General features: G+C 34.9%; 29 protein-coding genes. 27 read left to right on the top strand and 2 right to left on the bottom strand.

Going from position 1 to position 19,564, the window contains the following annotated elements; all coding sequences use genetic code 11:
* Positions 1-5 precede the first annotated feature (5 nt).
* Positions 6-3,131, bottom strand: coding sequence for a SusC/RagA family TonB-linked outer membrane protein (locus BSF42_RS07035; RefSeq protein ID WP_095952366.1), 3,126 nt, complete (start codon positions 3,129-3,131; stop codon positions 6-8).
* An 84-nt stretch (positions 3,132-3,215) separates the two neighbouring features.
* The gene (locus tag BSF42_RS07030) at positions 3,216-4,916 is read right to left on the bottom strand and encodes a hypothetical protein (protein WP_253251003.1); all 1,701 of its coding nucleotides are present in this window, start codon (positions 4,914-4,916) and stop codon (positions 3,216-3,218) included.
* Between the two features lie 181 nt (positions 4,917-5,097).
* On the opposite strand from BSF42_RS07030, the gene rpsL reads away from it, so the two are divergent.
* From rpsL to ykgO, 27 genes are all read left to right on the top strand, one after another.
* The gene (rpsL, locus tag BSF42_RS07025) at positions 5,098-5,481 is read left to right on the top strand and encodes a 30S ribosomal protein S12 (protein ID WP_007136570.1); all 384 of its coding nucleotides are present in this window, start codon (positions 5,098-5,100) and stop codon (positions 5,479-5,481) included.
* A gap of 118 nt (positions 5,482-5,599) precedes the next feature.
* The gene (gene rpsG, locus BSF42_RS07020) at positions 5,600-6,076 is read left to right on the top strand and encodes a 30S ribosomal protein S7 (RefSeq protein ID WP_007803600.1); all 477 of its coding nucleotides are present in this window, start codon (positions 5,600-5,602) and stop codon (positions 6,074-6,076) included.
* Between the two features lie 10 nt (positions 6,077-6,086).
* Entirely contained in the window at positions 6,087-8,243 is a 2,157-nt protein-coding gene (fusA, locus tag BSF42_RS07015; protein ID WP_095952365.1) for an elongation factor G, read from the top strand.
* 11 nt (positions 8,244-8,254) lie between these two features.
* Positions 8,255-8,560: a 30S ribosomal protein S10 gene (gene rpsJ, locus BSF42_RS07010; protein ID WP_007803605.1), complete on the top strand. Its 306-nt coding sequence runs from the start codon at positions 8,255-8,257 to the stop codon at positions 8,558-8,560.
* Between the two features lie 404 nt (positions 8,561-8,964).
* A complete protein-coding gene (gene rplC / locus BSF42_RS07005; protein ID WP_095952364.1) occupies positions 8,965-9,582 on the top strand; it encodes a 50S ribosomal protein L3 in 618 nt (205 codons plus the stop codon).
* Positions 9,582-10,211, top strand: a complete 630-nt coding sequence (gene rplD / locus BSF42_RS07000) for a 50S ribosomal protein L4 (RefSeq protein ID WP_056200553.1) — start codon at positions 9,582-9,584, stop codon at positions 10,209-10,211. The genes rplC and rplD overlap by 1 nt, the downstream gene beginning before the upstream one ends.
* 7 nt (positions 10,212-10,218) lie before the next feature.
* Entirely contained in the window at positions 10,219-10,509 is a 291-nt protein-coding gene (gene rplW, locus BSF42_RS06995) for a 50S ribosomal protein L23 (RefSeq protein WP_012022489.1), read from the top strand.
* A 9-nt stretch (positions 10,510-10,518) separates the two neighbouring features.
* On the top strand, positions 10,519-11,343 hold the full coding sequence (gene rplB, locus BSF42_RS06990; RefSeq protein ID WP_035650459.1) for a 50S ribosomal protein L2: 825 nt from the start codon (positions 10,519-10,521) through the stop codon (positions 11,341-11,343).
* 6 nt (positions 11,344-11,349) lie between these two features.
* The gene (gene rpsS, locus BSF42_RS06985) at positions 11,350-11,628 is read left to right on the top strand and encodes a 30S ribosomal protein S19 (protein ID WP_008464288.1); all 279 of its coding nucleotides are present in this window, start codon (positions 11,350-11,352) and stop codon (positions 11,626-11,628) included.
* 6 nt (positions 11,629-11,634) lie between these two features.
* A complete protein-coding gene (gene rplV, locus BSF42_RS06980; protein WP_007803631.1) occupies positions 11,635-12,048 on the top strand; it encodes a 50S ribosomal protein L22 in 414 nt (137 codons plus the stop codon).
* 5 nt (positions 12,049-12,053) lie between these two features.
* Positions 12,054-12,812 (top strand): 30S ribosomal protein S3, encoded by a 759-nt coding sequence (gene rpsC / locus BSF42_RS06975; RefSeq protein ID WP_008464292.1) that lies wholly within the window; start codon positions 12,054-12,056, stop codon positions 12,810-12,812.
* Positions 12,813-12,831: 19 nt separating this feature from the next.
* The gene (gene rplP, locus BSF42_RS06970) at positions 12,832-13,257 is read left to right on the top strand and encodes a 50S ribosomal protein L16 (protein WP_007803637.1); all 426 of its coding nucleotides are present in this window, start codon (positions 12,832-12,834) and stop codon (positions 13,255-13,257) included.
* 12 nt (positions 13,258-13,269) lie between these two features.
* Positions 13,270-13,461 (top strand): 50S ribosomal protein L29, encoded by a 192-nt coding sequence (gene rpmC / locus BSF42_RS06965; protein WP_008464297.1) that lies wholly within the window; start codon positions 13,270-13,272, stop codon positions 13,459-13,461.
* A 17-nt stretch (positions 13,462-13,478) separates the two neighbouring features.
* Positions 13,479-13,739: a 30S ribosomal protein S17 gene (rpsQ, locus tag BSF42_RS06960; protein ID WP_007803646.1), complete on the top strand. Its 261-nt coding sequence runs from the start codon at positions 13,479-13,481 to the stop codon at positions 13,737-13,739.
* Between the two features lie 2 nt (positions 13,740-13,741).
* Positions 13,742-14,110: a 50S ribosomal protein L14 gene (gene rplN / locus BSF42_RS06955; RefSeq protein ID WP_007803649.1), complete on the top strand. Its 369-nt coding sequence runs from the start codon at positions 13,742-13,744 to the stop codon at positions 14,108-14,110.
* Between the two features lie 11 nt (positions 14,111-14,121).
* Positions 14,122-14,436, top strand: coding sequence for a 50S ribosomal protein L24 (rplX, locus tag BSF42_RS06950; protein ID WP_026727873.1), 315 nt, complete (start codon positions 14,122-14,124; stop codon positions 14,434-14,436).
* A 2-nt stretch (positions 14,437-14,438) separates the two neighbouring features.
* Positions 14,439-14,990, top strand: a complete 552-nt coding sequence (gene rplE / locus BSF42_RS06945; protein WP_035619635.1) for a 50S ribosomal protein L5 — start codon at positions 14,439-14,441, stop codon at positions 14,988-14,990.
* 3 nt (positions 14,991-14,993) lie between these two features.
* Positions 14,994-15,263: a 30S ribosomal protein S14 gene (gene rpsN / locus BSF42_RS06940; protein WP_031456037.1), complete on the top strand. Its 270-nt coding sequence runs from the start codon at positions 14,994-14,996 to the stop codon at positions 15,261-15,263.
* A gap of 78 nt (positions 15,264-15,341) precedes the next feature.
* A complete protein-coding gene (gene rpsH / locus BSF42_RS06935; protein WP_029272051.1) occupies positions 15,342-15,740 on the top strand; it encodes a 30S ribosomal protein S8 in 399 nt (132 codons plus the stop codon).
* A gap of 18 nt (positions 15,741-15,758) precedes the next feature.
* Positions 15,759-16,301, top strand: a complete 543-nt coding sequence (rplF, locus tag BSF42_RS06930; protein ID WP_095952363.1) for a 50S ribosomal protein L6 — start codon at positions 15,759-15,761, stop codon at positions 16,299-16,301.
* A gap of 11 nt (positions 16,302-16,312) precedes the next feature.
* Positions 16,313-16,663 carry a 50S ribosomal protein L18 gene (gene rplR, locus BSF42_RS06925; protein WP_095952362.1) on the top strand — a complete coding sequence of 117 codons (351 nt, stop codon included), beginning with the start codon at positions 16,313-16,315 and terminating at the stop codon, positions 16,661-16,663.
* Between the two features lie 3 nt (positions 16,664-16,666).
* Positions 16,667-17,191: a 30S ribosomal protein S5 gene (rpsE, locus tag BSF42_RS06920; protein ID WP_085949269.1), complete on the top strand. Its 525-nt coding sequence runs from the start codon at positions 16,667-16,669 to the stop codon at positions 17,189-17,191.
* Positions 17,192-17,203: 12 nt separating this feature from the next.
* Positions 17,204-17,386, top strand: coding sequence for a 50S ribosomal protein L30 (gene rpmD, locus BSF42_RS06915; protein WP_056068811.1), 183 nt, complete (start codon positions 17,204-17,206; stop codon positions 17,384-17,386).
* Between the two features lie 11 nt (positions 17,387-17,397).
* Positions 17,398-17,850: a 50S ribosomal protein L15 gene (gene rplO, locus BSF42_RS06910; protein ID WP_095952361.1), complete on the top strand. Its 453-nt coding sequence runs from the start codon at positions 17,398-17,400 to the stop codon at positions 17,848-17,850.
* Between the two features lie 13 nt (positions 17,851-17,863).
* Entirely contained in the window at positions 17,864-19,210 is a 1,347-nt protein-coding gene (secY, locus tag BSF42_RS06905; RefSeq protein WP_007803669.1) for a preprotein translocase subunit SecY, read from the top strand.
* 7 nt (positions 19,211-19,217) lie between these two features.
* Positions 19,218-19,433 (top strand): translation initiation factor IF-1, encoded by a 216-nt coding sequence (infA, locus tag BSF42_RS06900; protein WP_007136545.1) that lies wholly within the window; start codon positions 19,218-19,220, stop codon positions 19,431-19,433.
* 12 nt (positions 19,434-19,445) lie between these two features.
* The gene (gene ykgO, locus BSF42_RS06895) at positions 19,446-19,562 is read left to right on the top strand and encodes a type B 50S ribosomal protein L36 (RefSeq protein ID WP_002987490.1); all 117 of its coding nucleotides are present in this window, start codon (positions 19,446-19,448) and stop codon (positions 19,560-19,562) included.
* Positions 19,563-19,564 lie beyond the last annotated feature (2 nt).

Raw genomic sequence — 19,564 nt, 5'->3', positions numbered from 1 at the left:
TTTTTTTAGAATTTTAATTCTAGATTCATTCCGTATGTTCTAGTTGAAGGTAAAGAACCTCCCTCTAAACCTTGAGTGTTACCACTACCATATGAAGCCATCTCTGGATCCATTCCTTTCCAATCTAATCCCCATGTGAATAAGTTTCTTGCGAAAAGAGAGAATCTAATGTCTGCGAAAGGCCCGATAATTCTTTTTGGTAAAGTATATCCAAGAGTAACCTCTCTTAATTTTACATAGCTAGCATCAAAAACGTTCATAGCATCAAGTCCGTAATGTTGTTGAGCCCAAGCTTGTCCAGGTAATACAGAAGTATTTTGTGCTCCATTTTCGTATACTGCATCAACTACAACACCATTTTCTCTCAATCCTGGAGTAGCAGTGTGCTCTAACATACCAGAGTAAGATCCCCACATGTGAGAAGTAGAGAAGTAGCTTCCGCCTTCTTGCATATCAATTAAGAAACCAAAGTTTAAGTTTTTGTACTTAAAGTTGTTTCTTAGACCCATATTGTAATCAGGAGTAATTGTTCCTAAAGATTTTTGTGCAGATGGAATGTAAGCTCCTTCAGCATCAACTACTTTATTTCCATTAGCATCGTAAGTAAAGTCTGTTCCGTAGATTTGACCATATTGTTGTCCAACAACAGCTAATAATCTAGCTTGGAATGGAGCATTTGCAATAGTTAATTCGTTAACTCCTGGAATTAATTCACGAAGTTTGTTGTCATTTTTAGAAAAGTTCCAAGTAATGTCCCATCTGAAATCTTGTGTTCTTACAGGGTTAACAGTTACTGTAGCCTCGATACCTTTGTTTTGTAATTTACCAGCGTTAAATAAAGCAAAGTTAAAACCTGTCGATGGATCAACTTGGATAGGAGTAATTAAGTCTGTAGTTACAACATCATAGTAAGTTACATCAACACCTAATCTTCTGTCGAATAAGCTTAATTCTAAACCTACCTCTTTAGTAGTTTTTAACTCAGGTTTCAAGAATGGATTTCCTGCAGTTCCTGGTTGGCTGTATCTTGGAGTTCCTTGGAATGGAATTGCGATATCAGCATAGTTTTGTAATCTGTATGCTGTAGTTGCGTTACCGGCTTGTGCCCAACCACCTCTAACTTTACCATAGTTTAACCAAGAAATGTCAGTAAGTTCAGAGAAGATAAAACTTCCTGTTACAGATGCGTAGTTTACAGATTTGTATACTGTACTAAACCAGTCTTGTCTATCTGTAGCTTCTAAGAATAAAAAGTCATCATATCCTAAAGATACAAAACCATAAACACTATTTGTTCTATCTCTAATATCTTCGTTAGTAGATTGAGCAGGGCTAGCACTATTAGATAAATTGTATTGACCTGGAAGTACTAAACCTCCAACTGTATTTCCAGAAACTCTAGTTAAGAATGAGTTTCTTCTGTTAGCTCCGGCAAAAGAAGCAAGACTAAATTTACCAAATTTTTTGTCATAGTGTAAACGACCTTCGTAGTTGAAGTCAGTCAATGTTCTTGAACTGCTTGTGAAGCTTGAAAGTGCTTGTGAACCAATAGCAACTCTTTCTTGGATACCTAAGTTGTAAATATCAGCATAAACGTTACCTACAGCGTATAAATCTGGAGTAATGTTGTAAGTAATTTTACCATTACCATAGATTCTGTTTCTTGTATCGTTTGATGTATTCTCGTTGATGATCCAATATGGGTTATCAGAATAGTTAGGTGTAGCATCATTCCATGCTTTTCTATTCCAAGATCTTTGTTCACCAGTTGATAATTTATAGTCTTTTAACTCATCATAATCCAATTGTCTTTGACCCCATTGGAAGAATTTTTGACCTAAACCATTATCACCATATCCAACCTCAGGTCTGTTGAAACCTCTTGTTTGAACATAAGTTACCATACTTTCAACTTTAAGCTTGTCACTCATTTTTGTGTTAGCATTCACAGTGAATGTGTTTTTTGTCAAGCTTGAGTTAGGAACAATACCTTCTGTTTTTTGGTTTGTAAACGCAAATCTTACTCCAGAATCCTGAGTGTTTTTAGCGAAAGAGATAGAGTTAGTTCTTGTAATACCAGTATTAAAGAAAGATCTAACATCATTTTTAGGGTTAATCCAAGATTTTTCTTTTAAGTAATCGTTAGAAAATTCTGGATCAAATGCGTTCCAAGGTAAATATTTTAAGTTTGGATCGTATTTTGGTCCCCAGCTTTCGTCTGTAGCGTAGTCAGCAATGTTGTAAGTTTGGCCATTGATAACTTGTTGTTGGAAAGTAGAAGAACTACCCCCTCCGTATTCGTGTTGTAGGTTTGGCATGATGTATACGTTTTCGAACGTAATACCTGTATTGAAAGCAATTTCTGCTTTACCACCTGATTTTTTAGCAGATTTAGTAGTATACAAAATCGCACCGTTACCAGCTCTACTTCCGTAAAGTGCAGCAGCAGGACCTCCTTTAAGTACAGTTACAGATTCGATATCGTCTGGGTTAATATCCGCAGAAGCATCTCCGTAATCTCTACCTCCAGCACCTCTTTGAGTAGTTGTACTGTTGTAGTTACCATTGTCTAATGGAATACCATCAACAACGATCAAAGGTCTGTTTTCACCTGTTACAGATCCAACACCTCTAAGTACAACTCTTGTAGAACCTCCCATTGTAGAAGGAGAAGTAACTTGTAAACCTGCAACGTTACCAGATAAAGCTGATACTGCATTGTTTGTACCTCCCTCATTAATAATGCTGCCTTTTAAATCTTGAGCAGCGTAACTAATAGATTTTTTCTCTCTTTTAATACCAAGTGCAGCTGTAATTACTACACTCTCTAATTCTACAGATGCGTCAGCTAATTTAACGTTTACTGTAGTTGAAGTTGCAGCTATCTCTTGAGTTTTCATCCCAATGTAGCTAAATACCAAAATTTGGCTTGGTGAGGCTTTGATAGAGAATTTACCATCAAAATCAGTTTGTGTTCCCGCTTTAGTTCCCTTAACTAATACACTAACACCCGGTAAAGGCATCCCTGCATTATCAGAAACTGTCCCAGAAACAGCTCTTTCTTGCGCAAATGATAATTGCGCAACTAGTACTAGTAAAAGCACTAAGAATCCATTGAACTTTAGTTTCATTTTTAAATATTTTGAATTAGTATCGCAAAACTCTTAATAATTTGTTAACTTTCCTAATAAAAAAAATATTTTTTTCGTTAAACATCAAAATTTAACATTATAACATATGTTTATGATAGTGTTATATAATTGCAAATCCGATGTTTTTTCTCCTCCGTTTGTAAGGTTAATTTTTAATATTCCACTAGTTGTTTGAATTGTTGTACCAATGCCTATTCCTATTAATTTTTTTATTTGATTTTTATTGGAAATGCTTGTCATATCTTGGTATAAGGCATAATCTAGAATCGAATTGATGTAAAGACTTTGAGATAATAAATACCGATATTCTGTAAGAATCATCGAAGTGTAGTTGGCTTGCAGGCTATTTTCTAAAAATCCACGAATTGAGTTCATTCCGCCGAAGCGAAATAATTCGTTAGAAATGTAGTTTTTGCTCTTTAAGATAAAATTCTGTGAATTTATGTTAATGAAATTTTTAGGATTTAGTTCGAAATTATACTTGGCATTAATATTTGCGAAAAACTGATTGCTTGTTTCCGCGGTTTGTGGATTGTCGTTTGTGATTCTTTTTCCGAATCCAAAAGAAGTATAAATAAATGCTTTGTTTATGAATAACGGATTAATGTAGTCTGCTTTTTGAAAATCGAAAGTTGTGGTAAGATATGAATTGTTGTAATCGCTGATTGTGGAATTATTTGTATTTTGAATATCACTCGATTCTGTTGATTGATATCCGATATACAGTTTGGAATTATAGTTTAAATAATAACCAAGATTTATATCAGTTTTAGTATTCTGGAAAGTGCTGTCTTGTTTAAAAATGTTTAATTGTGCTTTTATTCCAATTGGGGATTGAAAAAGATATGGGATTTCGAGTTTGGTGTTGAAAGTTTTTTGTTGATTGCCATCGCTTTTCCAGTATAAGGAGAATTTTTCTCCGGCATGTAGTGTGTTGATCAATGATATGTCTAAATACCCATTTAATATAAGTTTTTTCTTTTCGTCATTCGAAAATCCAATATAGCCGTCAAAAGTGTTTGCTTTTCTTTTTTCAATGTAGGCGAATACTTTAGTTGAATCTGTTGTAAAGAGTACTTCTGGATATTTTGTCTGAGAAACAAATTCAAAACTATTAATATCGCTGTTAATGTTTTTTATTATTTCTTGATTGAACGTTTTGTTGGTGTATTTTTTGTTTAGTTGTTTTAATGCTCCTTTAGGAAAATAATTTTTCAAATTAGGATTTGTGTAATTTATGATAATTGAATTTAGAGTTCTTTTTTTTTCGGAATCGAGATTTAAATCCGCATAAATTATCAAATTCTTTTTCTTGATATTTTCTAATTTAATCTTTGTAAAAGCAAAACCTGCTTTTTCGCTATTTGAAATTTCTTGATTGAGAAAATTTTCAAGCTCTGAATAAGGTATTATTATGCTGTCTTTTGCTGTTTTTTTTTCGTTGTAAAAAAAATGATTTATACCTATATATATATGTACTTCTTTTATCTTGTCTTTTATGTCTATTATTGTGGTAAAAGTGCTGTCGTTTATTTTGTTGTTTTCCAGTATTTTAAGGTCTGTGTATCCTTGTTTAGTGAGTTCGTTTGAAACTGTTTCAATCTCGTTGTTTAAGGATTTTAAATTAGGATGTTTTTTGTTGAAAGAAATCGAATCAATTGTTTGGTTTTGTTTTTTGTTAATACCGTTTATATTTAAATAAAAAGATTGTGCAAAACAACTAAAGGAGCAAAGGAAAAGAAGTATGTGTGCTAATTGTTTCAAGTGCAATTGTTTTGTGATTAATGAAAAGCAAATATCTAATGTTTCTTTGTGAAATCATAGATATAAATAATGTTATTGAAAATTAATGATTTAACGTTTGTATAGTGAAAAATATTTTATACATTTGCAACCCCGTAAAAAGCGGGAATTTAATATACATAATAAATTTTTAGTATTAATTATGCCAACAATTCAACAATTAGTAAGAACAGGAAGAACTCAGATAACTAAGAAGAGTAAATCGGTTGCTTTAGATTCTTGTCCTCAAAGAAGAGGGGTTTGTACGCGTGTTTACACTACTACACCAAAAAAACCAAACTCTGCAATGCGTAAAGTTGCGCGTGTACGTTTGACAAATGGTAATGAGGTGAATGCTTACATCCCTGGAGAAGGACACAATTTACAAGAGCACTCGATAGTATTAGTTAGAGGTGGAAGGGTAAAAGATTTACCAGGTGTTAGATATCATATCGTTCGTGGAGCGCTTGACACGTCAGGAGTTGCAGGAAGAACGCAAAGAAGATCTAAGTACGGTGCTAAACGCCCAAAAGAAGCAAAAAAGTAATTTAAAACGTTAAGAGTTGGAGGTTAGGAGTTAAGGGTTAGGGGTTGATGGCGAAAGTTAAAATCTGTAACGCATAACATTTAACGGATAACCTATAACTTTTTATTAAAAAAAAGACATGAGAAAAAGAGCGGCAAAGAAAAGACCACTTTTACCAGATCCAAGGTTTAACGACCAATTGGTAACACGTTTTGTAAACAACTTAATGTGGGATGGTAAGAAATCTACAGCTTTCAAAGTATTTTATGATGCAATTGACATCATTGAGTCTAAAAAGCAAGATTCAGAAAAATCTTCATTAGAAATCTGGAAAGATGCTTTAACAAACGTTATGCCTCACGTAGAAGTACGTAGTCGTAGAGTAGGTGGAGCTACATTCCAAATTCCAATGCAAATTAGACCAGACAGAAAAATTTCTATGGCAATGAAGTGGTTAATACTTTATTCTAGAAGAAGAAATGAAAAATCTATGGCACAACGTTTAGCGTCAGAATGTTTAGCTGCTGCTAAAGAAGAAGGTGCTGCGGTTAAGAAAAGAATGGATACTCACAAGATGGCAGAGGCTAATAAAGCTTTCTCTCACTTTAGATTTTAATTCGTAAGAAATGGCTAGAGATTTAAAATATACAAGAAATATCGGAATTGCTGCTCACATTGATGCTGGTAAAACAACAACAACTGAGCGTATCCTTTTTTATACTGGAAAGTCACACAAAATTGGTGAAGTACACGATGGTGCTGCAACAATGGACTGGATGGCTCAAGAGCAAGAAAGAGGTATTACAATTACTTCAGCTGCAACAACTTGTGAGTGGAATTTTCCAACTGAGCAAGGTAAGCTTTTGCCTGAGTCTTTGCCATACCATTTTAATATTATTGATACTCCTGGACACGTTGACTTTACTGTAGAGGTAAACCGTTCTTTACGTGTACTTGATGGTTTGGTTTTCTTGTTTAGTGCTGTTGATGGTGTTGAGCCGCAATCAGAAACTAACTGGAGACTTGCTGATCAATATAGAGTTCCACGTATGGGATTCGTAAACAAAATGGACCGTCAAGGATCTAACTTTTTGGCAGTTTGTCAACAAGTTCGTGATATGTTAAAATCAAATGCTGTTGCAATCACTTTGCCAATTGGTGAAGAAAATGATTTCAAAGGTGTTGTAGATTTGGTAAAAAACCAAGCTATTATTTGGCATGATGCAACTCAAGGGGCAACTTTTGATATTGTTGAAATTCCTGCTGATATGGTTGCGGAGGTTAAAGAATATAGATCTATTCTTATTGAAGCAGTTGCTGACTACGATGAAAATCTTTTAGAGAAATTCATGGAAGATGAAAACTCTATTACAGAGGAAGAAATCAACAACGCTTTAAGAGCGGCTACAATGGATATGGCTATCATTCCAATGATTGCTGGTTCTTCTTTCAAAAACAAAGGAGTTCAGTTCATGTTAGATGCAGTTTGTAAATATTTGCCTTCTCCAATGGATAAAGAAGGTATTGAAGGAATTCATCCTGATGATGCTGAATTATTGGAAGAAGATCAAACTAAAATCTTGCGTAAGCCAGATGTAAAAGAGCCGTTCGCTGCTCTAGCGTTTAAAATTGCTACTGACCCATTCGTAGGTCGTTTAGCTTTCTTCCGTGCTTACTCTGGTCGTCTAGATGCTGGTTCTTATGTTTTGAACACTCGTTCAGGAAATAAAGAAAGAATTTCTCGTATTTACCAAATGCACGCTAACAAACAAAATCCAATCGAATTTATTGAGGCTGGAGATATTGGAGCAGCTGTTGGATTTAAAGATATTAAAACTGGAGATACATTGTGTGATGAAAAACACCCAATCATTCTTGAGTCTATGAAATTCCCTGCACCGGTAATTGGTATTGCAATTGAACCTAAAACTAAAGCTGACGTTGATAAAATGGGTATGGCTTTAGCTAAATTAGCTGAAGAGGATCCAACATTTACTGTTAGAACAGATGAGGCTTCAGGGCAGACTATTATCTCAGGTATGGGTGAGCTTCACTTAGATATCTTGGTTGATCGTATGAAACGTGAATTTAAAGTTGAAGTAAACCAAGGTGAGCCTCAAGTTGAATATAAAGAAGCGTTTACAAGAACTGCAACGCACAGAGAAACTTATAAGAAACAATCAGGGGGTCGTGGTAAATTCGGTGATATCGTATTTACACTTGAGCCAGCTGAAGAAGTTGATGGTAAAGTTCCTGTAGGATTACAGTTTATTAATGCAGTAAAAGGTGGTAACGTTCCTAAGGAATATATTCCATCTGTAGAAAAAGGTTTCCGTGAAGCTATGAAAACTGGTCCTTTGGCTGGTTATCAAGTGGATAGTTTGAAAGTAACTTTAACAGACGGATCTTTTCACCCTGTCGATTCTGATGCTCTTTCTTTTGAATTAGCTGCAAGAATGGGTTATAGAGAAGTGGCTAAAGCTGCTGGGGCAATTATTCTTGAGCCAATCATGAAAATGGAAGTTATTACACCAGAAGAAAACATGGGAGATATCGTAGGTGATATTAACCGTCGTAGAGGTCAGGTTAATGACATGGGTGACAGAAACGGTGCTAAGACTATTAAGGCTGATGTGCCTTTATCAGAAATGTTTGGATATGTAACAACATTAAGAACATTGTCTTCTGGTAGAGCTACTTCAACAATGGAGTTTTCTCACTATGCAGAAACACCTTCTAATATTTCAGAAGCTGTAATTAAAAAAGCAAAAGGTAACGCTTAATTCTTAAGAAAATGAGTCAAAAAATCAGAATAAAACTAAAATCTTACGATCACATGTTGGTAGATAAATCTGCTGAAAAGATCGTAAAAACAGTAAAAACTACTGGAGCAGTTGTAACAGGTCCAATTCCGTTACCAACTCACAAAAAACTTTTCACTGTATTACGTTCTCCGCACGTTAACAAAAAAGCGAGAGAGCAATTTGAAGTAATGTCATACAAGAGATTGATTGATATTTATTCATCTTCATCAAAAACTATTGATGCTTTAATGAAACTTGAATTGCCAAGTGGAGTTGAAGTAGAAATAAAAGTATAATTTTTATTATATTTTATATATAAAAGCGAGACAGTTTTGTCTCGCTTTTTTTGTTTTAATAATTTTTTGTTTGAGTTGTGTGTATTGCTTTTTTATGTGGTCAATTTTAGTTGTTACGTGGTGTAATTGTCTTTGTTTTAAGGTGCTGGCAATGTTTTTTATTTTGTTTGGATTAATTAATTGTTAACTCTGAGTTTGGTTAGTGTTGAAATATAAGTGTTGAATTTTGGGTGTGATAAGGTCTGTTGTGTTGGCGATTTGAAGCTTGGATTTTGATTATGAGCGATTTAATTTTTGTAACCGTTTGGTATATTCAATTTTAATGTCTACTTTTGCACTCCCTGTTTGGAAATTTCTGTTATTTTCAAATTGAAGGGAATTTTAGTAATTAATAATTAATATTTATGTCTGGGTTAATTGGTAAGAAAATCGGCATGACTAGTATTTTTGACGAAAACGGGAAAAATATTCCTTGTACAGTAATCGAAGCTGGTCCATGTGTTGTTACCCAAGTCAGAACCAAAGGTGTTGACGGGTACGAAGCGTTGCAACTTGGTTTCGATGGCAAAAACGAGAAACATTCTACTAAAGCGGCTTTAGGTCACTTTAAAAAAGCTGGAACTGTTGCTAAGAAAAAAGTCGTTGAATTCCAAGATTTCGCAACTGAACAAAAATTAGGAGATCTTATTGATGTTTCTATTTTTGCTGAAGGAGAATTTGTAGATGTACAAGGTGTATCTAAAGGTAAAGGTTTCCAAGGTGTTGTTAAACGTCACGGTTTTGGTGGTGTTGGACAGGCTACTCATGGTCAGCACAACCGTTTAAGAGCGCCAGGTTCTGTAGGAGCTTCTTCTTATCCATCTAGAGTATTCAAAGGAATGCGTATGGCTGGAAGAATGGGAGGAGAAAATGTAAAAGTTCAAAACCTTAGAGTTTTAAAAGTGGTTGCTGAAAAGAACTTACTTGTTATTAAAGGATGTGTTCCTGGACATAAAAACTCTTATGTAATCATTCAGAAGTAATGGAAGTAAAAGTATTAGATTTCAACGGAAAAGATACTGGTAGAAAAGTTCAACTTTCTGATTCAGTATTCGCAATTGAGCCAAACAATCACGCAGTATATCTTGATGTTAAGCAATATCTTGCTAATCAAAGACAAGGTACTCACAAAGCTAAAGAAAGAGCTGAAGTAACTGGAAGTACTCGTAAGATTAAAAAACAAAAAGGAACAGGTACAGCTCGTGCGGGAAGTATCAAGAATCCATTGTTTAAAGGTGGAGGAACAATTTTCGGACCAAGACCAAGAAGTTATTCATTCAAATTGAATAAAGGCTTAAAAAGATTGGCGAGAAAATCAGCTTTCTCAATCAAAGCAAAAGAGTCAAATATTATCGTTCTTGAAGACTTTAATTTTGATGCTCCAAACACTAAAAATTTCATTAACGTTTTGAAAGCTTTAGGGTTAGAAAATAAAAAATCTCTATTTGTGTTGGGAGAGTCAAATAAAAATGTATATTTGTCGTCACGCAATTTAAAGGCTTCTAATGTCGTAACTAGCTCAGAATTAAGCACTTACGCAATATTAAACACTAATAATTTAGTGCTTTTGGAAGGTTCTTTAGAGTTAATTGAAGAAAATTTAAGTAAATAATAGGAGTATGAGTATCATAATTAGACCTATAGTAACTGAAAAAGTAACCAAAGAAAGTGAAGTTCTAAACCGTTTCGGATTTGTTGTTGACAAAAAAGCAAACAAAGTTCAAATTAAGAAAGCTGTTGAGGCTGCTTATGGAGTAACTATCGTTTCTGTTAACACAATGAATGTGAGACCAGACAGATCTACTAAATACACTAAAAGTGGTTTAATCAGTGGAAAGACAAATGCAATTAAGAAAGCAATTGTTCAAGTACAAGAAGGAGAAACAATTGATTTTTACAACAATATCTAAGATAGAAAAATGTCAGTAAGAAAATTAAAACCTATTACCCCAGGTCAGCGATTTAGAGTTGTGAATGGTTATGACGCCATTACAACTGATAAGCCGGAACGCTCTTTGATAGCGCCGATAAAAAACTCTGGAGGTAGAAATAGTCAAGGAAAGATGACCATGCGTTATACGGGTGGTGGTCACAAGCAGAGATATCGTATTATTGATTTCAAAAGAACTAAAGATGGGATTCCAGCTACAGTGAAATCAATCGAATACGATCCAAATCGTACTGCATTTATCGCTTTATTAGCGTATGCTGATGGAGAGAAAACTTATGTAATTGCTCAAAACGGATTGAAAGTAGGTCAGAAATTAGTTTCTGGTCCAGAATCTCAACCTGAAATTGGTAATACATTACCTTTAAGCAGAATTCCTCTTGGAACTGTTATATCTTGTATTGAGTTACGTCCAGGACAAGGAGCTGTTATCGCTCGTTCAGCTGGAACTTTTGCTCAGTTAATGGCAAGAGACGGGAAATATGCAACAATTAAAATGCCATCTGGTGAGACAAGATTAATCTTGTTGACTTGTTCGGCTACAATTGGAGCTGTTTCTAATTCTGACCACCAATTAGTTGTTTCTGGTAAAGCAGGTAGAACAAGATGGTTAGGAAGAAGACCTAGAACTAGACCAGTAGCGATGAACCCAGTTGATCACCCTATGGGAGGTGGTGAAGGACGTTCTTCTGGAGGGCACCCACGTTCAAGAAACGGATTGCCAGCTAAAGGTTACAGAACTCGTTCTAAGAAAAACCCGAGTAACAAGTATATCGTAGAACGTAGAAAGAAATAATAAGATATGGCACGTTCATTAAAAAAAGGACCTTTCGTTCATTATAAATTAGACAAGAAAGTTCAAGAAAACGTAGAAAGTGGTAAAAATGCAGTTGTAAAGACTTGGTCTAGAGCTTCAATGATTACTCCAGATTTCGTTGGACAAACTATCGCAGTTCATAACGGTCGTCAATTTGTACCAGTTTACGTAACAGAAAACATGGTAGGTCACAAATTAGGAGAGTTTTCACCAACTAGATCTTTTAGAGGTCATGCTGGAGCAAAAAATAAAGGTAAAAAATAAGAAGCAATGGGAGTTCGTAAAAGAGAAACAGCAGATGCGAGAAAAGAGGCTAATAAGTCTATTGCTTTCGCAAAATTGAATAACTGCCCTACTTCACCTAGAAAAATGCGCTTAGTAGCGGACTTGGTAAGAGGTCAGAAGGTAGAAAGAGCACTTAACATTTTAAGATTCAGTTCTAAAGAAGCTTCAAGAAAACTAGAAAAACTATTATTATCTGCAATCAACAACTGGGAGCAAAAAAATAGTGAAGGTAATTTAGAAGAAGCTGGATTATTTGTTAAAGAGATCAGAGTAGATGGTGGAATGATGTTGAAAAGACTTCGTCCAGCTCCACAAGGTCGTGCACACAGAATAAGAAAACGTTCTAACCACGTTACAATCGTGCTTGGGGCTATCAATAACACACAAAGCAATTCTTAAGCAGCATGGGACAAAAGACAAATCCAATTGGAAATAGACTTGGTATCATCAGAGGATGGGACTCAAACTGGTATGGTGGAAATGATTACGGTGACAAACTTGCCGAAGATCACAAAATCAGAAAGTATATCCATGCTCGTTTATCAAAAGCTAGTGTATCAAAAGTAATCATCGAGAGAACTTTGAAACTTGTAACCGTTACTATCACTACTGCTAGACCTGGTATCATTATCGGAAAAGGTGGACAAGAGGTAGACAAGTTAAAAGAAGAACTTAAGAAAGTTACTGACAAAGAGGTTCAAATTAACATCTTTGAAATTAAAAGACCTGAGTTAGATGCTTATCTTGTGGCGACAAGCATCGCTCGTCAAATCGAAAGCCGTATTTCTTACAGACGTGCAATCAAAATGGCTATTGCTGCTTCTATGCGTATGAACGCTGAAGGTATCAAAGTTTTGATTTCTGGTCGTTTGAATGGTGCAGAGATGGCGCGTTCAGAAGGTTTCAAAGAAGGTAGAATTCCTCTATCAACTTTCAGAGCTGATATTGATTATGCTTTGGCTGAAGCTCACACTACTTACGGTAGAATGGGTATCAAAGTATGGATCATGAAAGGTGAAGTTTACGGTAAGAGAGAACTTTCTCCACTTGCTGGAATGGACAAAAAACAATCTGGTACAGGTGGTGGTAAAGGTGGAGATGCTCCTAGAGGCAAATCTAACTTTAACAAAGGCGGAAAACCAGACGCTCGTAAAAGAAAGTAAATTTTTAAACTAAAGAAAAATGTTACAGCCTAAAAGAACAAAATACCGTAAGGTACAAAAAGGTAAAATGAAAGGTAACTCTCAAAGAGGGCACGAACTTTCAAATGGAATGTTTGGTATTAAATCTGTACATGAAGATGGAATGTTCTTAACTTCTCGTCAAATCGAAGCTGCACGTATTGCTGCAACTCGTTTCATGAAGAGAGAAGGACAATTATGGATCAAAATATTTCCAGACAAACCTATTACTAAGAAACCTCTTGAAGTACGTATGGGTAAAGGTAAAGGAGCAGTTGAGTATTGGGCTGCCGTTGTTAAACCAGGAAGAATTATGTTTGAAGTTGGAGGAGTTCCATTGTCAGTTGCAAAAGAGGCTTTACGTCTTGCAGCTCAGAAACTTCCAGTAAAAACTAAGTTCGTCGTTGCTAGAGATTTCGAAGCATAATTTATATTTATTATGAAACAATCAGAAATAAAAGATCTTTCTGCAGCGGAGTTGCAAGAAAAACTTAGTCAAACTAAGAAAGTATATGCTGACCTAAAAATGGCTCACGCTATATCTCCAATTGCTAACCCGCTTCAAATTAGAAGTGTAAGAAGAACAGTTGCAAGATTAGCTACAGAGTTAACTAAAAGAGAGTTACAATAATTGTATTCTGCTGAAAGATGGAAGAAAAAAGAAATTTAAGAAAAGAAAGAATAGGTGTTGTTACTTCAAATAAAATGGATAAATCTATTGTTATTGCTGAAGTAAGAAAAGTAAAACACCCATTATACGGTAAGTTCGTGTTGAAAACAAAGAAATACGTTGCACACGACGAAACAAACGACTGTAACATTGGAGATACTGTAAGAATTAGCGAAACGCGTCCTTTAAGTAAGACAAAATGTTGGAGATTAGTTGAAATCTTAGAAAGAGCTAAATAATTATGGTACAACAGGAATCAAGACTAAAAGTAGCAGATAACACGGGAGCAAAAGAAGTTTTAACTATCCGTGTTTTAGGAGGTACCAAAAGAAGGTATGCCTCTGTTGGTGACAAGATTGTAGTATCTATTAAAGATGCAACTCCTAACGGTAACGTTAAAAAAGGAGCTGTTTCAACTGCAGTTGTTGTACGTACCAAAAAAGAAGTGAGAAGAGCTGATGGTTCTTATATCCGTTTCGATGACAATGCATGTGTTCTTTTGAACGCTGCAGGGGAAATGAGAGGAACACGTGTTTTTGGTCCGGTAGCAAGAGAACTTCGTGAAAAACAATTCATGAAAATTGTATCATTAGCACCAGAAGTGCTTTAATTCGTTTTAAGATGATAAAGCTAAAAATTAAATCAGGAGATATCGTAAGAGTTATTGCTGGAGACCATAAAGGTGCTGAAGGTAAAGTTTTACGTGTTTACCGTGAGAAAAATAAAGCGATAGTTGAAGGTGTAAACATGGTTTCGAAACATACAAAACCAAGTGCTAAAAACCCTCAAGGTGGTATCGTTAAAAAAGAAGCTTCTATTCAAATTTCTAACATTGCACTAATTGATCCTAAAACAAAGGAAACAACTAGAGTAGGTATTAGAGTAGAAGGAGATAAGAAAGTAAGATTTTCAAAAAAATCTAATCAAGTACTATAGTAATGGCATATACACCTAGACTAAAAGAAGAATATAAGAGTAGAGTAATCTCTGCTCTTAAAGAGGAGTTCGGATATACAAACGTTATGCAAGTTCCAAAACTTGAAAAAATCGTTTTGAGCCGTGGAGTTGGTGCAGCTGTATCTGATAAGAAACTTATTGACTATGCAGTTGATGAGTTAACAAAGATCACTGGACAAAAAGCAGTATCTACAATTTCAAAGAAAGACGTTGCGTCTTTCAAATTGAGAAAAGGGATGCCTATTGGAGCAAAAGTTACTTTACGTGGTGAAAGAATGTATGAGTTTTTAGATAGACTTATTACTTCTGCTTTACCGCGTGTTAGAGATTTTAGTGGTATTAAAGCTACTGGTTTCGACGGAAGAGGTAACTACAATCTTGGAGTTTTGGAGCAAATCATTTTCCCAGAAATTGATATTGACAAAGTAAACAAAATCTCAGGAATGGATATTACATTTGTTACTACTGCACAAACAGATAAGGAAGCAAAGTCATTATTGGCTGAATTAGGATTACCTTTTAAAAAGAATTAAGACATGGCTAAAGAATCAATGAAAGCCCGCGAGGTTAAAAGAGAGAAAACGGTAGCTAAGTACGCTGAAAAAAGAAAAGCTTTATTAGAAGCTGGAGATTATGAAGGCCTGCAAAAATTACCTAAAAATGCTTCACCAGTTCGTTTACACAATCGTTGTAAATTAACAGGTAGACCAAGAGGTTATATCCGTCAATTCGGTATTTCACGTGTAACTTTCCGTGAAATGGCTAACAATGGATTAATTCCAGGTGTGAAAAAAGCCAGCTGGTAATTTAAAAAAGTTTATAAATTGATTAAAGGTTCAGGAGGCAGAGTGCTTCCTGAAAACCATAATCGCAATCAAATACATATGTATACAGATCCTATTGCAGATTATTTGACTAGAGTTCGTAACGCTGTGGCTGCAAACCACAAAGTTGTTGAAATTCCAGCTTCTAATCTTAAAAAAGAAATAACTAAGATCTTATTTGATCAAGGTTATATCTTGAGTTACAAATTTGAAACGAACACTGTTCAAGGTTCTATCAAAATTGCTTTAAAGTATGATAAAGATACTAAAGAGCCTGTAATTAAAGATATCCAAAGAATTAGTAAACCTGGTTTACGTAAATATGCAGGTGCTGCCAAATTACCAAGAATCCTTAACGGATTAGGAATTGCAATTGTTTCGACTTCAAAAGGTCTTATGACTGGAAAACAAGCGAAACAATTAAATGTAGGTGGTGAAGTAATTTGTTACGTATACTAATTTTAAAGACTAGATAAGATGTCAAGAATAGGTAAAAGCCCAATTGTAGTTCCTGCTGGAGTAACTGTAGAAGTTAAAGACGGTATAATTACAGTAAAAGGAAAAAAAGGTCAACTAACTCAGGAGTTTTCGGACGTAAATGTAAAAGTTGAAGGCGATCAAGTACAAGTAGAAAGATCGTCTGATCATAAAGACCATAGAGCAAAACACGGATTATACAGATCATTAATCAATAACATGATTATTGGTGTGAATGAAGGTTTTACAAAAGAACTAGAATTAGTTGGAGTTGGTTATAGAGCTTCAAACCAAGGTCAAAAATTAGATTTAGCTCTTGGATATTCTCACAATATTGTTTTAGAAATTGCTCCAGAAGTATCTTTAGAAACAATATCTGAAAAAGGTAAGAACCCTATCGTAAAATTAACATCATTTGATAAACAACTTTTAGGTCAAGTAGCTGCGAAAATCAGAGGTTTCCGTAAGCCTGAGCCGTACAAAGGAAAAGGTGTTAAATTTGTGGGTGAAGTATTAAGAAGAAAAGCAGGTAAATCAGCTTAAAAAATAAGATTATGTCATTAACAAAATCTGAAAGAAGACAGAGAATTAAATTCAGAATTAGAAAAACGATTAGCGGTTCTGCTGCTAAACCAAGATTATCTGTATTTAGAAGTAACAAAGAAATTTACGCTCAAATTATTGATGATGTAAATGGAGTTACTATATTAGCTGCATCTTCGAGAGAAAAAGAAATAGGAAAAGGTACTAACGTTGAAATCGCTGCTGCTGTTGGAAAATTAGTTGCAGAGAAAGCGTTAAAAGCTGGGATTGATACCATCACTTTTGATAGAGGTGGATATTTATATCACGGTCGTATTAAATCATTAGCGGAAGGCGCAAGAGCAGCTGGACTTAAATTCTAATATATTATGTCTAAATACAAAAATGTAGAATTGGTAAAACCTAGTGGTCTTGAACTTAAAGATCGTCTAGTAAGTGTTAATCGTGTTACTAAGGTTACAAAAGGAGGTAGAGCTTTCGGTTTTTCTGCTATTGTAGTTGTAGGTGATGAAAATGGAGTAGTTGGTCATGGATTAGGAAAATCTAAAGACGTTTCTGAAGCAATTGCGAAAGCAGTAGAAGATGCTAAGAAAAATTTAGTTAGAATTCCTTTAAATGGTCAGTCTGTTCCTCACGAACAAAAAGGAAAATTTGGTGGTGCGCGTGTATTTTTAATTCCAGCTTCTCATGGTACTGGAGTTATTGCTGGTGGAGCTGTTCGTTCAGTTCTTGAATCAGTAGGAATTCACGACGTATTGTCTAAATCTCAAGGATCATCAAATCCACATAACGTAGTAAAAGCAACTTTTGATGCTTTATTGCAAATGAGAAGCGCTCATACTGTTGCAAAACAAAGAGGTGTTTCTTTAGAAAAAGTTTTTAAAGGTTAATTCAAGGAAATTATGGCTAAATTATTAGTAAAACAAGTAAGAAGCAAAATCAACTGTCCTCTTTCTCAAAAGAGAGGGTTGGAAGCTTTAGGTCTACGTAAAATGGGACAAGTTGTGGAGCATGAGTCAAATCCTGCTATCCTTGGGATGATAAACAAAGTTAAACACTTAGTTTCTGTTGAAGAAGCTAAATAACAAATACTGTTATGAATTTAAGTAACTTACAACCTGCTGAGGGTTCTACACACAATCAAAATAAAAGATTAGGTAGAGGAGAAGGTTCTGGAAAAGGTGGTACCGCTGCAAGAGGACACAAAGGAGCTAAATCTCGTTCTGGTTATTCTAAAAAGATTGGTTTTGAGGGAGGGCAAATGCCACTTCAAAGACGTGTGCCTAAGTTTGGTTTCAAAAACATCAATCGTAAAGAATACGAAGGTGTTAATTTAGATACTCTTCAATTATTAGTTGATAACGGTGCAATCACTGATTCTGTTTCTATGACAGATTTCGTAGCAAATCGTTTAGCTACTAAAAATGAAATCGTTAAGATTTTAGGTAGAGGAGAATTGAAAGCAAAATTAAAAGTAACTGCCCACAAATTTACTGCAACTGCAAAAGCGGCTATTGAAGCTGCTGGTGGAGAAGCTGTAACTATATAACTTATCTATTAAGATGAAGAAATTTATTGAATCAATAAGTAATGTTTGGAAAATCGAAGAACTAAAGAATAGAATCTTAATTACATTAGGATTACTTTTAGTATATCGTTTTGGAGCACACGTTACGCTTCCTGGAATTGACGCAACGCAATTGACTGGTTTAGCGGGACAAACTAAAAATGGTCTAGGATCTATTCTAGACATGTTCACCGGGGGTGCTTTCTCTAAAGCTTCAGTTTTTGCTTTAGGTATCATGCCTTATATTTCTGCGTCTATTGTTGTTCAGTTGATGGGGATTGCGATTCCATATTTACAAAAACTTCAAAATGATGGAGAAAGTGGTAGAAAAAAGATTAATCAAATCACTCGTTGGTTGACAATCGCTATCACATTGGTTCAAGGTCCAACTTATATCTATAATTTATACAGAACATTGCCTAGTAATGCATTTTTGCTAGGCTTTAATTCTCCTGAATTTTTGTTCTCTTCTGTTATAATCTTAGTTACTGGTACAATTTTTGCTATGTGGCTTGGAGAGAAAATTACAGATAAAGGTATTGGAAATGGTATTTCATTGTTAATTATGGTTGGAATTTTAGCTCGTTTACCGCAAGCTTTTATCCAAGAGTTTACCACTCGTGTTACCAATAACAATGGAGGTCCAATGTTATTAGTTATTGAAATTATTGTGTGGCTGTTAGTTATCATTTCTTGTGTATTGCTTACAATGGCAGTACGTAGAATTCCAGTTCAGTACGCTCGTCGTACAACAACTGGAGACTATGAGCAAGATTTGGCAGGAGGTAATAGACAATGGATTCCTCTAAAGCTTAATGCTTCTGGGGTTATGCCAATTATTTTTGCTCAGGCAATTATGTTTATTCCTGCGGCTGTAGCTGGATTGTCTAAATCAGACACATCACAATCTATTGTTGGTGCATTTAGTAATATGTTTGGTTTCTGGTATAATTTTGTTTTTGCAACTTTAATAATTGTATTTACATTCTTTTATACAGCGATCACTGTACCTACTAACAAAATGGCTGATGATTTAAAGAGAAGCGGTGGTTTTATTCCGGGCGTTCGTCCAGGAGCTGAAACTTCTGATTTTCTTGATAAAGTGATGTCTTTAATAACTTTCCCAGGATCTTTATTCCTTGCTTTGATTGCTGTGTTCCCAGCTATTGTTGTAAGTATTATGGATGTACAACAATCTTGGGCAATGTTTTTTGGAGGTACCTCATTAATAATTATGGTTGGTGTTGCAATAGATACTATTCAACAGATCAATTCATACTTGTTAAACAAACATTATGATGGTTTAATGAAGACTGGTAAAAATAGAAAAGCGGTAGCTTAATATATTTATGGCAAAACAATCAGCAATAGAACAAGACGGATCAATTATAGAAGCATTATCAAATGCAATGTTCCGTGTAGAGTTAGAAAATGGACATATTGTAATTGCTCATATTTCTGGAAAAATGCGTATGCATTACATCAAATTATTACCTGGTGATAAAGTGAAACTAGAAATGAGTCCTTACGATTTGTCAAAAGCAAGAATTACTTATCGATATTAAAGGATATTCACTATGAAAGTTAGAGCATCAGTAAAAAAGAGAAGTGCCGAGTGCATTATCGTGCGTAGAAAAGGGAGACTGTACGTAATAAACAAAAAGAATCCTAGATTTAAACAAAGACAAGGATAATT

This window comes from Flavobacterium sp. ACN6 (genome assembly GCF_002304005.1).
GTDB lineage: Bacteria > Bacteroidota > Bacteroidia > Flavobacteriales > Flavobacteriaceae > Flavobacterium.
This window is presented reverse-complemented; position numbering and strand designations above follow the sequence as displayed.